The organism is Rhodanobacter soli (genome assembly GCF_040548735.1).
In the GTDB taxonomy this organism is placed as follows: domain Bacteria; phylum Pseudomonadota; class Gammaproteobacteria; order Xanthomonadales; family Rhodanobacteraceae; genus Rhodanobacter; species Rhodanobacter soli_A.
The window spans coordinates 62,247-74,880 of record NZ_JBEPSD010000001.1 but is presented as its reverse complement, the minus strand read 5'-3'; the positions used below and the strand labels follow the sequence as shown (position 1 = coordinate 74,880).

General features: G+C 66.0%; 12 protein-coding genes. 2 read left to right on the top strand and 10 right to left on the bottom strand.

Annotated elements, in window-relative coordinates; translation table 11 throughout:
* Positions 1–31: 31 nt before the first annotated feature.
* The 10 genes from ABIE04_RS00370 to cmk all read right to left on the bottom strand — a co-directional run bounded on the left by ABIE04_RS00370 (position 32) and on the right by cmk (position 10,021).
* Positions 32–379 (bottom strand): tRNA-binding protein, encoded by a 348-nt coding sequence (locus ABIE04_RS00370; protein ID WP_354546619.1) that lies wholly within the window; start codon positions 377–379, stop codon positions 32–34.
* Positions 376–1,665, bottom strand: coding sequence for an NAD(P)/FAD-dependent oxidoreductase (locus tag ABIE04_RS00365; protein WP_354546618.1), 1,290 nt, complete (start codon positions 1,663–1,665; stop codon positions 376–378). Before ABIE04_RS00365 ends, ABIE04_RS00370 begins: the two co-directional genes overlap by 4 nt.
* Positions 1,666–1,743: 78 nt before the next feature.
* Entirely contained in the window at positions 1,744–2,619 is an 876-nt protein-coding gene (gene galU, locus ABIE04_RS00360) for a UTP--glucose-1-phosphate uridylyltransferase GalU (protein WP_354546617.1), read from the bottom strand.
* Positions 2,616–4,514 carry a polysaccharide biosynthesis protein gene (locus tag ABIE04_RS00355; RefSeq protein ID WP_354546616.1) on the bottom strand — a complete coding sequence of 633 codons (1,899 nt, stop codon included), beginning with the start codon at positions 4,512–4,514 and terminating at the stop codon, positions 2,616–2,618. Before ABIE04_RS00355 ends, galU begins: the two co-directional genes overlap by 4 nt.
* Positions 4,501–5,523, bottom strand: a complete 1,023-nt coding sequence (locus ABIE04_RS00350) for an MraY family glycosyltransferase (RefSeq protein ID WP_354546615.1) — start codon at positions 5,521–5,523, stop codon at positions 4,501–4,503. Before ABIE04_RS00350 ends, ABIE04_RS00355 begins: the two co-directional genes overlap by 14 nt.
* Positions 5,524–5,530: 7 nt before the next feature.
* Positions 5,531–6,703: a lipopolysaccharide assembly protein LapB gene (lapB, locus tag ABIE04_RS00345; protein ID WP_354546614.1), complete on the bottom strand. Its 1,173-nt coding sequence runs from the start codon at positions 6,701–6,703 to the stop codon at positions 5,531–5,533.
* Positions 6,700–6,948, bottom strand: a complete 249-nt coding sequence (locus ABIE04_RS00340; protein WP_354546613.1) for a LapA family protein — start codon at positions 6,946–6,948, stop codon at positions 6,700–6,702. Before ABIE04_RS00340 ends, lapB begins: the two co-directional genes overlap by 4 nt.
* Before the next feature lie 168 nt (positions 6,949–7,116).
* Positions 7,117–7,416 (bottom strand): integration host factor subunit beta, encoded by a 300-nt coding sequence (locus tag ABIE04_RS00335; protein ID WP_354546612.1) that lies wholly within the window; start codon positions 7,414–7,416, stop codon positions 7,117–7,119.
* Positions 7,417–7,490: 74 nt separating this feature from the next.
* The gene (gene rpsA / locus ABIE04_RS00330) at positions 7,491–9,164 is read right to left on the bottom strand and encodes a 30S ribosomal protein S1 (protein WP_214554409.1); all 1,674 of its coding nucleotides are present in this window, start codon (positions 9,162–9,164) and stop codon (positions 7,491–7,493) included.
* Positions 9,165–9,340: 176 nt separating this feature from the next.
* Entirely contained in the window at positions 9,341–10,021 is a 681-nt protein-coding gene (gene cmk, locus ABIE04_RS00325; RefSeq protein WP_354546611.1) for a (d)CMP kinase, read from the bottom strand.
* Positions 10,022–10,132: 111 nt separating this feature from the next.
* Here cmk and ABIE04_RS00320 point away from each other — a divergent pair, with 111 nt between their 5' ends.
* A complete protein-coding gene (locus ABIE04_RS00320; RefSeq protein WP_354546610.1) occupies positions 10,133–10,390 on the top strand; it encodes an acyl-CoA-binding protein in 258 nt (85 codons plus the stop codon).
* A gap of 87 nt (positions 10,391–10,477) precedes the next feature.
* Positions 10,478–12,496 carry an NADPH-dependent 2,4-dienoyl-CoA reductase gene (locus ABIE04_RS00315; RefSeq protein ID WP_354546609.1) on the top strand — a complete coding sequence of 673 codons (2,019 nt, stop codon included), beginning with the start codon at positions 10,478–10,480 and terminating at the stop codon, positions 12,494–12,496.
* Positions 12,497–12,634: the final 138 nt, after the last annotated feature.

Sequence of the window (12,634 nt, the reverse complement as noted above, 5' to 3'; positions counted from 1 at the left end):
GCGGGCAAATCGCGGGCAATGCGCGGCCGGCTCAGGCCAGGCGGGTGCCGTTCGGTACCGGGCGCTCGATCGCAGTGACCACCACGCCATCGTCGGTGGGAAAGCCGGTCAGCAGGAACTGCGAGCGGAACGGGCCGATCTGCTTTTCCGGGAAGTTGATCACGCCCACGATCTGCCGGCCAAGCAGATCCCCGGCCTGGTACAGCGCGGCGATCTGCGCGCTGGTCTTCTTCTCGCCGTAGGGGCCGAAATCCACCCACACCTTCCATGCCGGCTTGCGCGCTTCGGGGAAAGGCTCGACCTTGGTCACCGTACCGGCGACGATCAGGACCTTCTCGAAATCGGCCCAGCTGATGTCGGGGTGATTCGTTGCACTCATCCTTCCAACCTCGTTTTCAGACAGTCGCGGCTTTGTTGCCACCAGTAGCTGGCCTGCGCCGCAAGGTAACCGAACGGGCGATGGGTGCTGCCCAGGCCGTAGTCGGCGAACTGCTTCCAGCGGTCGTCGCCCTCGGCGATCGCCGCCGCCAACAGTTCGCCAGCGGCACAGGTCGGCGCCAGGCCGTGGCCGCCGAAGGCCTGCGCCCACCACAGACCGTTGCCGTCGCCGCCGATCTGCGGCATCTGATGTCGCGCGTAGCTCATCAGGCCCGACCAGGCATGGTCGATGCGCACGCCCTTCAGTTGCGGGAATACCCGCAGCAGGTCCCTCGTCAGCAGGCGCTGCACCCCGCGTGGCGAGCGGTTCAGTACCGAGATGCGCCCGCCCCACAGCAGCCGCGTATCCGGCAGCGCGCGATAGTAGTCGAATGCGAAGCGGCTGTCGTAGATCGCTGCGCGGGTATGCAGGCACTCGTCCAGCCGGTCGCCGAGCGGTTCGGTCACCATCACGTAGGTGGCGATCGGCAGGATCGCCCGATCGATCGGCTTCTGCAGGCCGGCCAGATAACCGCCGCAGGCCAGCACCACCTGATCGGCCAGCAGTTCGCCGTGCGCCGTGCGCAGGCGCCATTGCAGGCCCTCGCGCGTGAGGCTGCGCACGCCGCTGTCCTCGTGGATGCGCACGCCCTGCCCGGCCGCTGCTGCGGCCAGGCCGATCGCGTAGTTGAGCGGGTGCAGGTGCAGCGCGTCGCGCTCGTACAGGCCATCGTGATAGCGCTCGCTGCGGATGCGCGCGCGCAGTTCGGTCTCGGGCAGCCACTCCCATTGCACGCCGTAATGTTCGGCCAGCAGTTGCTGGCGCTCGCGCAGCACGGCGGGATCACGAAACCAGTTGGCCCAGATCACGCCTTCGTCGACCGTATCGCAGGCGATCGCGTAGTCGGCGATGCGCTGGCGGATCCGCCCGACCGCTTCGGTGGTGAGCTTGAACAGCGCCTGCGCGCGTGTCTCGCCCAATTGGTCGAGCAGCGCCTGTTCGCCCAGCGAGTAGCCGGCGAAGACGAAGCCGCCGTTGCGGCCGGACGCACCGAAACCGACCTGCTCGCGTTCCAGCAGCACCACGTCGCGCACGCCGCGCTCGGCCAATCCGAGTGCCGTGTTCAATCCGGCAAAGCCGCCGCCGATGACGGCAACACGCGCGTGCGTGCTGCCCTGCAGTGGCGTCCAGGCCGCATACGGCGCGGCCGTGGCGCGGTAGTAGGACGTGGTCGAGGATGGATTCATGTTGCAGCGATGGCTGACGCCGATGTCCGTAACCGGGCAAGCATAGCCCTCAAGCCCGGGCGTTGATGCGAACGTGATTCAAAGCTGGTTGAGGAACGCGCGCACGGTGGGCGCGAGCTTCGGGTCCTGCATGGCCATGTGCATGGTGGCGCGCACCAGGCCGGCCTTGTTGCCGCAGTCGAAACGGGTGCCTTCGAAGCGGTAGGCCAGTACCTTGCCCTGCTCTTTCAGCAGCGCCTCGATCGCATCGGTGAGCTGGATTTCGCCACCGGCGCCCGGCGTGGTCTGTTCCAGCAGCTGGAAGATGCGACCGGGCAGCACGTAACGCCCGACCACGGCGAGGTTCGACGGCGCGTCGGCCGGCTTGGGCTTCTCGACCATGTAGCGGATCAGGGCGCTGCGTTCGTCGACCGGCGTGGCGTCGACGATGCCGTATTTGTCGGTGTCGCCGTGCGGGACTTCCTCCACCGCGATCACGCCGGCCTGCTGTGCCTCGGCGAGGTCAGCCATCTGCCGCAGCGCGCCCTTGCCGGCGCCGTTCCAGATCAGGTCATCCGGCAGGATCACGCCGAACGGCTCGTCGCCGACCACGGGTCTGGCGCACAGCACGGCGTGGCCCAGGCCGAGCGCCTCGGGCTGGGTCACGAAGATCGCCCGCACATGCCGCGGCAAGGTGCCCTGTACCAGCGCCAGCAGTTCGGCCTTGCCTTTCTCGTGCAGCTTCGATTCCAGCTCGTAGGCCTTGTCGAAATAGTCGGCGATCGCGTGCTTGTAGCGGTTGGTGACGAAGATCAGGGTATCGGCCCCGGCATCCACCGCCTCGTCCACGGCGTATTGGATCAGCGGCTTGTCGAGGACCGGCAGCATCTCCTTGGCGACCACCTTGGTCGCCGGCAGGAAGCGCGTGCCGAGTCCGGCCACGGGAAACACCACTTTACGCAGGGGCTTGCTCACTCATTGATCTCCGGGTTGGCGCGACGGATCGACACCACGTTGTCCGGTTGTACTGATTCGCTCCAGCGGAACGAAGGCAGCAGGCTGGACACGCAGCGTCGAAGTTCTTCCTCGTTGAAAGCGTCGGCCGCCTCGGCGGCCTTGTACAGCAGGGCCTGAAGCAACTCCCACGACACTTCGCGATGCTGTGCCAGGAAAATCTTGGCGTGCGTGGTGGCGCTGTAGTTTTCCAGCGGGTGGAACAGTTCTTCGAACAGCTTTTCACCTGCGCGTAGGCCGGTGTACACGATCGGAATCTCGCTGCCGGGTTTCTTGCCGGCCAGGCGGATCATCTGCTCGGCCAGGTCGCGGATCTTCACCGGCTCGCCCATGTCGAGTGCGAAGATCTCGCCGCCCTTGCCGATGCTCGCGGTCTGCAGGATCAGCTGGCAGGCCTCGGGGATCGTCATGAAGTAGCGCGATATTTCCGGGTGCGTCACGGTGACCGGCCCGCCCGCGCGGATCTGCTGGCGGAACAGCGGCACCACCGAGCCGGCCGAATCCAGCACGTTGCCGAAGCGCACCGTCATGAAGCGCGTGTCGGCATGCGCGTCGAGGTTCTGGCAGTAGATCTCGGCGACGCGCTTGCAGGCGCCCATCACGCTGGTGGGGTTGACCGCCTTGTCGGTGGAGATCAGCACGAAGCACTCGACCCCGACTTCGCGGGCCGCATCGGCCACCGTACGCGTGCCCAGCACATTGTTGCGGAATGCCGCACGCAGTTGCCCCTGCAGCATCGGCACGTGCTTGTAGGCGGCCGCATGGAACACCACCTGTGGCTGGGCATCCGCGAACGCCTTCTGCATCGCGGTCTGGTCGCCGCAGTTGGCGAGGATGCCGTCGAGGATCAGTTCGGGGAAATTCGCACGCAGTTCCTGGCTGATCCGGTACAGGTTGTATTCGCTCTGTTCGACCACGGTGAGCGACTGCGCACCCAGCCGGGCGACCTGCCGGCACAGCTCCGATCCGATCGAACCGCCGCCGCCCGTGATCAGCACGCGGCGCCCGCTGAGGGTTTCGCGGATGGCGGTCCAGTCCAGTTCCACCGTGTCGCGGCCGAGCAGGTCCTCGATCGCCACTTCCTTGATCTGGTTGAACTGGGCGCGGCCGGCCACCACGTCCTCCAGCCTCGGCACGGTCCGGTACGGCAGGTCCGTGGCGTCGCACAGCGATACCACCCGGCGCATCTCGGTTGTCGATGCCCCCGGCAGCGCGATCAACAGCATGTCGACCGCCACTTCGCGGGCGACTTCAGGCAATTGGTCGAAGCGCCCCAGTACGGGGTGGCCGTTGATGCTGGCGCCGCGCAAACCGGGCTTGTCGTCGACGAAGCCGACCACGGCATAACGGTTGTCGCGACGCAGATCACGCGAGAGCACTTCGCCGGCGCGATCCGCACCCACGATCAGCACCCGCTTCGCGGTCTGGTTCTGCAGCAGGTCGTTGCGGCTGTCTTTCCAGTAACGGTAGGCCAGCCGCGGTCCCCCGAGCAGCATGGCGAGCAGCAGCGGATAGAGCACGAGTACCGCACGCGGCACGCCCTCGAGCCGGTCGTACAGGAACAGCGACACGCCGATGAGCAACGAGCCGATCACCACGGCGCGCACGATGTTCCACAGGTCCGGCAGGCTGGCGAAACGCCAGACGCTCTTGTAAAGCCCGGTCCAGCGGAAGATCAGCCCCTGCACCAGCAGCACGATCGGAAACTCGAGCATCTGGAAACTGACGATCTCGTCCGGCTTCAGCGCATATCTCAGCAGCTTGGCGATCCACCAGGCGAGCGCAGCCATCGCCAAGTCGTGCAGCACGACGGCGATGCGCGGGTGGATGAAGCCGACGAGCTTACGCAGCGACATGGGGTGTCCTTGGCAGATGGCGTCGCAGGCAGCGACGTTTCAGCGCCAGCCATGCGACTGCCGCTCCAAGATAAACGGTTATGGTAATCGGCAGCGCCATGCGCAGATGACTCCAGGCCAACCAGGCCAACGGCGCCGCGACCAGCAGGTTCCAGCCCATATAGGCGGCGCCCGTTCGTGCATGCGTTCCCCCGCGACGCACCACCCACTGGTACAGGTGTTCGCGGTGTGCAGTGTACCAGCGCCGTCCGCGCCACATGCGGGTCAGCAGGGTCAGACTGGCATCCACCGTGAACGCCGACGACAGGATCAGCGCCGGCCACAGCAAGGCATGCTCGACGCGCCACAGCATCGCGCTGAATGCAAAGATCAGCAGGCCGACGCTACCGCTGCCGACATCGCCCATGAAGATGCGGGCCGGTGGCCGGTTGAAGTACCAGAAACCCAGCGCCGATGCCGCAAGAGCCGCCGCCACCACGGCCAGCGCGGGCTGCGCCGCCGCCCATGCCAGCAAGGCCAGGCCCGCGCCGACGAAGATCGCCTGTTGTGCCAGCAAGCCGTCGATGCCGTCCATGAAATTGTGCAGGTTGATGCTCCATGCGCCGCCGATCAGCAGCACAGGCAGCCACCACCACGACAAGCCGGTGGCCAGCAGGCTCAGCGAAAACAGGCCAACCGCGAGCAGCTGGGCGCCCAGCCGCGGCAGCACCGGCAACGAACGGTGATCGTCCCACCAGCCAGCCAGCGCCACCAGTACCAGTGCGGCGAACAGGCTAGCGATCACGCTTGCCGGCCATGCTGCCGGCAAGCCCGACAGCACGCCAGGCAGGCAGACCAGCATCGCCACGACCATGCCGATGCCGCCGCCGCGCGGGGTCGGCAGCTGATGCGAGCGGCGCTGCCCGGGCTGGTCGAGCATGCCGCGCCGATGCGCGTAGCCGATCGCGCCGCGCACCAGCAGCAAGGTGATCGACAAGCTGGCCAGCAACCATCCCGTGGTCAGGTACATGCTCCGCTCACTCGCTGGCGACGCCGTGGATCGGCCGGATCGTACTCCAGCTCTTGCAGCTGGGGCACTGCCAGTGATGCGCCTTGGCGCCGAAGCCGCAGCGGCTGCAGCGATACATCGCCTGGCCTTCCAGCAGCTTGCGGGTCAGGTCGCGCAGGATCAGAAAGTTTTCGCGCGCCTCGCCCTCGATCTTGTCCATGGTGGCGTCGATCAGCGCCATCAGTCCGCGTACCGACGGCCGCTGGCGCAATTGCGCCGTCAGGAAATCGATCGCCGCCCGCTCGCCGTCGCGTTGCCGGTACAGCTGGGTCAGCGCCAGCACCGGCGAGACGCCGTGGTAGCGCCCCAACATGTCGCGCAGGAAACTTTCAGCGCGTTCCATCTGCTGCGAGCGGGCATAGCTGTTGAGCAGCGGCGGCAGGATATCCGGGGTGAAGGCGATATCGGCCTTGATCGCCGCCTCGTAAGCCGTCGCCGCCTCCGCATGCAGGCCGTCTTCGGACTGCAGGCGACCGGTCAGCATGAAGGCACGTACGCAGTTGGGCTGGCACTCGAATGCCTGACGCAGATAGTCGCGCGCCTCGGCGCGGGCGCCATGCTGGCGCGAGCGGTCGGCCAGTTCGCAATAGAACTGGGCGATCATCGGCGCCTCGTCCTCGCCGGTCATCACCTCCAGCCGGCGCGCATGCTCGATCGCCTTGTGCCAGTCGCGTTCGTGCTGGTAGATCGCGATCAGGTGGCGCAGCGCCGACGGCGCGTGCGCGTCCATCGCCACCAGGTCGGAGAACAGCGCCTCGGCGCGATCCAGCAGCCCGGCGCGCATGTAGTCCTCGCCCAGCTCCAGCAGGGCCACCGTCTTCATCGCGTCGGTCAGCCCCGGCCGCGAGACAAGGTGCTGGTGCAGTCGGATCGCCCGGTCCACCTCGCCGCGGCGGCGGAACAGGTTGCCCAGTGCCAGGTGCGTCTCGACCGTGTCGCGGTTGTATTCGGCCAGCTTGAGGAAGACCTCGATCGCCTTGTCCTGCTCCTCGTTGAGCAGGTAGTTCAGGCCACGGAAGTAGTCCGAGGACAGCTCGCTGACTTCGGCGCCGGACCGGCGCGCACCGATCTGACGGGAGGCCCACCAGCCCAGGACGAATGCGGCTGGCACCAGCGGAACCAGCACATACAGGAGATTCATGGCTTGGCCGGAAGCTTCTTGTCCGCGCGCGGTCGATGGCGGCGCTGGCGCGTACTGACGCCCACCCAGGCGGTGAGCCCGCCCAGCAGCCAACCGATCACCAGCGCGCCCAGCAAGGCCGCGCCTTTGGGCAATTGCACCTGGGCAAACGCCAGGTCGTAGCCGACCAGGTCGGCATTGAGCGCGCCCAGCACGACGCCGGCGGCGATGAAGATCACGAGGACGATGATGGCGAGCAGTCGCATGGCCGAGACTTTACCCGATTGCTCGTGACAGGCACAGGCAACGTGGGCAATCCATGCGGCAACGATTCATGACGGCCTCGCGGCCATCGCAAACGGCGCGCAATAAAAAAGACAGGACGACTTGCGCCGCCTGCCTTCGATCAGTTTTCCTGCATATCGACCGACCTGTCAGGTGGTTTTCTGCTCCAGGTCCTGGTTGACGCGTTCGCGCAATTCCTTGCCTGGCTTGAAGTGCGGAACGTGCTTGCCGGGCAGCGCCACGGCTTCACCCGTCTTGGGGTTGCGCCCCATGCGCGGCGGCCGGTAGTGCAGCGCGAAGCTGCCGAAGCCACGCACTTCGATACGTTCGCCATGAGCCAGGGCATGGCTCATCTGCTCGATGACGCTCTTGACGGCCATCTCGACATCGGCAAACGCAAGGTGGGTCTGGCGCCTGGCGAGCGCCTCGATCAATTCGGATTTAGTCATGGGCCCCAATGTCCGTGACATGAAACAACGGGGCGACGGTGGGCCGCCGCCCCGTATCAGACTGCTGCAGGCGATCAGTCGGCCTTGTTGAACTGCTCCTTGAGCAGCGCACCAAGCTTGGTCGTACCGCTGGCAGCGGACGAGTAGTCCGCCGACGTGTCGGGCGCGTCTTCCTCGTCCTTGGCGCGAATCGAGAGTGCCAACTGGCGACCCTTGCGATCCATGCCGGTGAACTTGGCCTCGACCTTGTCGCCGACCTTCAGGTGCAGGGTGGCATCGTCGATACGCTCCTTGGCGATGTCATTGGCACGCAGGTAGCCCTCGACGCCTTCGCCCAGATCGATCACGGCACCCTTCGCATCGACTTCCTTGACGGTGCCGTTGACGATGCTGCCGCGCGGATTCGCCGCCATGAACTGGCCGAACGGATCCTGTTCCATCTGCTTGATGCCGAGCGAGATGCGCTCGCGCTCCGGGTCCACGGCCAGCACCACGGCCTCGATCTCGTCGCCCTTCTTGAAGTTGCGGACCAGGTCTTCGCCGGACATCTGCCAGGAGATGTCGGACAGGTGCACCAGGCCATCGATGCCGCCGTCCAGGCCGATGAACACGCCGAAATCGGTGATCGACTTGATCTGGCCGGAGACCTTGTCGCCCTTCTTGTGCATGGCCGCGAACGCTTCCCACGGATTGGAACGCGTCTGCTTGATGCCCAGCGAGATGCGGCGACGCTCCTCGTCCACGTCCAGCACGGTCACTTCGGTCTCGTCACCGACCTGTACCACCTTGGCCGGATTGACGTTCTTGTTGGTCCAGTCCATCTCGGACACGTGCACCAGGCCTTCCACGCCCGGCTCGATCTCGACGAAGCAGCCGTAATCGGTGACGTTGGAGACCTTGCCGAACAGGCGGCTGCCGACCGGGTAGCGGCGGGCGATGGCGACCCACGGGTCGTCGCCCAACTGCTTCAGGCCCAGCGAAACGCGGTTGCGCTCCTTGTCGTACTTCAGCACGCGCACGTCCAGCTCGTCGCCGACGTTGACCACTTCGGACGGATGGCGCACACGCTTCCACGCCATGTCGGTGATGTGCAGCAGGCCGTCGATACCGCCCAGGTCCACGAATGCGCCGTAGTCGGTGAGGTTCTTGACCGTACCCTTGACCACCGCACCTTCGGTCAGGCGCTCGAGCAGCTTCTCGCGCTCCTCGGAGAACTCGGTCTCGACGACGGCGCGGCGGCTGACCACCACGTTGTTGCGCTTGCGGTCGAGCTTGATGATCTTGAACTCGAGTTCCTTGCCCTCGAGGTAGACCGGATCGCGCACCGGGCGCACATCGACCAGCGAGCCCGGCAGGAACGCGCGGACGTCCTTGATGTCGACGGTGAAACCGCCTTTGACCTTGCCGGAAATCATGCCGACGATGGTCTCTTCCTTGTCGAACGCCTGCTCCAGGTCGTCCCATACCATCGAGCGCTTGGCCTTCTCGCGCGACAGCTTGGTCTCGCCGAAACCGTCTTCCAAAGCTTCGAGGGCTACCTTCACCTCGTCGCCTACCTGCACCTCCAGCACGCCGTCCTCGCTCTTGAACTGCTCGATCGGGACGATGCCTTCGCTCTTCAGGCCCGCATTGATCACGACGACGTCATTGCGGATTTCCACAACGATGCCGGTGACGATGGCGCCGGGCTTCAGCTTGGAGATAGCCTGTTGGCTCTGTTCAAACAGTTCGGCAAAACTTTCAGTCATGTTGATTCCATAGTGGGAAAAGACCGTGGTCCGTCGCGCCAGATTGGGTATTGCGCACGAACTTTCCGGTCCACCGGTTGAGGGTGCCTTCGGGTGGTTCCGCAGAACCGACCGTCGTCACCGTTGGCCAAAACCCCCTACCGCAGCAGGGGCACAGAAACCGTCGCGCAATCCGGTCAAGGCTGCACGACGGCAAGTACTTTCGCGACGACCTCGTCGATGCCCATCCCGGTGGTATCCACCAGCACGGCATCCTCGGCAGGCTTGAGCGGCGCAACCGCCCGCGATGCATCGCGGCTGTCACGCGCCTCAATTTCTCGCTGAAGGCCCGCAAGTGTAACGCTGAGTCCCTTTTCCTTCAACTGCTTATAGCGCCTTTTCGCTCGCTCGGCGGCGCTTGCGGTGAGGAAAACCTTGTGCGCCGCATCCGGGAAGATCACCGTGCCCATGTCGCGCCCGTCGGCGACCAGTCCGGGCGCCTTGCGGAAGCCCAACTGCAGCGCCACCAGGGCTTCGCGTACCGGCGGCATCGAGGCGATCGCCGAGGCTGCCGCACCGGCGGTCTCGGTGCGTAATTCGTCGGTGGCGTCGTGCCCGTTGACGATCACCCGGGTCTCGCCGCCGTCGCCGACCGCGCGGAAATGGATCTTCGTGCCCTGCGCGCAGCGGGTCACTGCCTCGACGTCCGACAGATCCAGCCCGGCCATGCCGGCGGCGTAGCCCACGGCGCGGTACAGCGCGCCGGAATCCAGCAACCGCCAACCCAGCCGTTCGGCCACCAGCGTGCTGATGGTGCCCTTGCCCGATCCCGACGGCCCGTCGATGGTGAGTACGGGGACGGCGGAAGCATGGCTCATGACAGGATCCTGGCTGAATGGCGAAAGCGGGGAGTTTACCGCGTTGACCCCATGGGGGACGCGTGCTATCTAGCCGGTCTCCTTGTCCGCAAGCCATGTCCGATCTGCCTCATGACCGATCTTCGCCGCGAGTTCGACCAGGCTGCCAAGGACATCCAGCGATTGGCCACGCGCCCCGACAACGACACCTTGCTGAAGCTCTACGCGCTCTACAAGCAGGGCTCGGAAGGTGACCTGAAACGTGCCCAGCCCGGCTTCTTCGACTTCGTCGGCACCGCCAAGCACCAGGCCTGGGCGCAGTTGAACGGCGTCCCCGAAGAAGAAGCCATGCGCCGCTACATCGCGCTGGTGCACCAACTGCTGGCCTGATCCGAGCCGCCGTGTGCATGCGGCGCTTGCTTTCAAACGCCCAACACCGGCACATTCATACGATCGTTTGAGTCTCGTGTGGATCGCATGAATTATCCGAAGTTGTTCGCCCCGCTCGATCTGGGCCACGTCACCCTGCCCAATCGCATCCTGATGGGGTCGATGCACACCGGGCTGGAGGACAGGGCCAGCGACTACGACAAGCTGGCCGCGTATTTCGCCGAACGCGCCCGTGGTGGCGTGGGGCTGATGGTCACCGGCGGCATCTCACCCAGCATCGAAGGCTGGCTGAAACCGTTCGGCGGCCGGCTCACCCTGCCCTGGCACAAGCCGCGCCACCGCAAGCTGACCCGCGCCGTGCATGCCGAGGGTGGGCGCATCTGCATGCAGATCCTGCACGCCGGCCGCTATGGCTATCACCCGCTGTCGGTGGCGCCCTCGAGGATCAAGTCGCCGATCACCCCGTTCACGCCGAGGGCGCTGTCCGCGCGCGGCGTGGAGCGCACCATCGGCGACTTCGTGCGTTGTGCGAGGCTGGCACAGGACGCCGGCTACGACGGCGTCGAGGTGATGGGTTCGGAAGGCTATCTGATCAACGAATTCATTGCCGCCCGCACCAACCAGCGCAGCGATGCCTGGGGCGGCGACGTGGTCCGGCGCATGCGTTTCCCTATCGAGATCGTGCGCCGCACGCGCGAGGCCGTGGGCCGCGACTTCATCATCATCTACCGGTTGTCGATGCTCGACCTGGTCGAGGGCGGCCAGGACTGGAGCGAGATCGCGGCCCTGGCCAGGGCGATCGAAGCGGCCGGTGCCAGCATCATCAATACCGGCATCGGCTGGCATGAAGCGCGCATTCCGACCATCGTCACCAGTGTGCCGCGTGCCGGCTTCGCCTGGGTCACGCAGAAGCTCAAGGGCGAGGTGGCCATCCCGCTGGTGGCGACCAACCGGATCAACATGCCGGACGTGGCCGAACGCATCCTCGCCGGCGGCGAGGCCGACATGGTCTCGATGGCGCGTCCGCTGCTGGCCGATCCCGCCTGGGCGAACAAGGCTAGGGCCGGTCGCAGCGAGCGCATCAACACCTGCATCGCCTGCAACCAGGCCTGCCTCGACCACGTGTTCCAGAACAAGCGCGCCAGTTGCCTGGTCAACCCACGCGCCTGCCACGAAACCGAACTGAAGATCGAACCGGCCAGCGTGCGCAAGCGCATCGCCGTGATTGGCGCGGGGCCGGCCGGCATGGCCTGCGCCAATACGCTGGGCGAGCGCGGCCATGCGGTGACCCTGATCGACCAGGCCAGCGAGATCGGTGGCCAGTTCAACTACGCCAAGCGGATTCCGGGCAAGGAAGAGTTCCACGAAACGCTGCGTTATTTCCGCCACCAGTTGGACGCCGCCGGCGTTGACGTCCAACTCGGCCGGGTCGCGGACGCCACCTCGCTGCAAGCCGGCGGCTATGACGAGGTGGTGATCGCCACCGGCATCACGCCGCGGCAGGTGAGCTTCCCGGGCAGCGACGATTCGCGTGTGCTGAGCTATCTCGACGTGCTGGCCCGACACCGGCCGGTGGGTTCCAGGGTGGCGATCATCGGTGCCGGCGGCATCGGCTTCGACGTGGCCGAGTTCCTGGTCGAACCCCCGCCCTCGCCCACCACCGACGTGACCCGCTGGACCCGCGAATGGGGCGTGGACATGCAGCTACGGCAACGCAGTGGTCTGCAGCCACCGCAGCCGGAAGCGCCGGCGCGGCAGGTCTGGCTGCTCCAGCGCAGCGAAGGCCGCCCCGGCGCACGGCTCAACAAGACCACCGGATGGGTGCACCGGGCCACGCTCAAGGCCAAGCGGGTAACCATGCTGGGCAAAGTTGGCTACGAGCGTTTCGACGACGACGGCCTGCACGTCACCGTCGATGGGAACCCGCAGATTCTGCCGGTCGACAACGTGGTGGTGTGTGCCGGCCAGGAGCCGAATCGCCGACTGGCCGACGAACTGATCGCCGCCGGCGCGAAGGTGCACGTGATCGGTGGCGCCGACGTGGCTGCGGAGCTGGACGCCAAACGTGCGATCGCCCAAGGCACCCGGTTGGCCAGCGAAATCTGATTCCGACATCGACACCGCCGCCATCAGGCGGCGGTGTCGATCGTGGAAAAGAAAGCGCCCCGCAGGGGAGACGCATCGACATGGGTTCAGGGGGGGAGTTGAACCAGATGTCGTATTTAGCGTCGCTGCGGGGCGAGG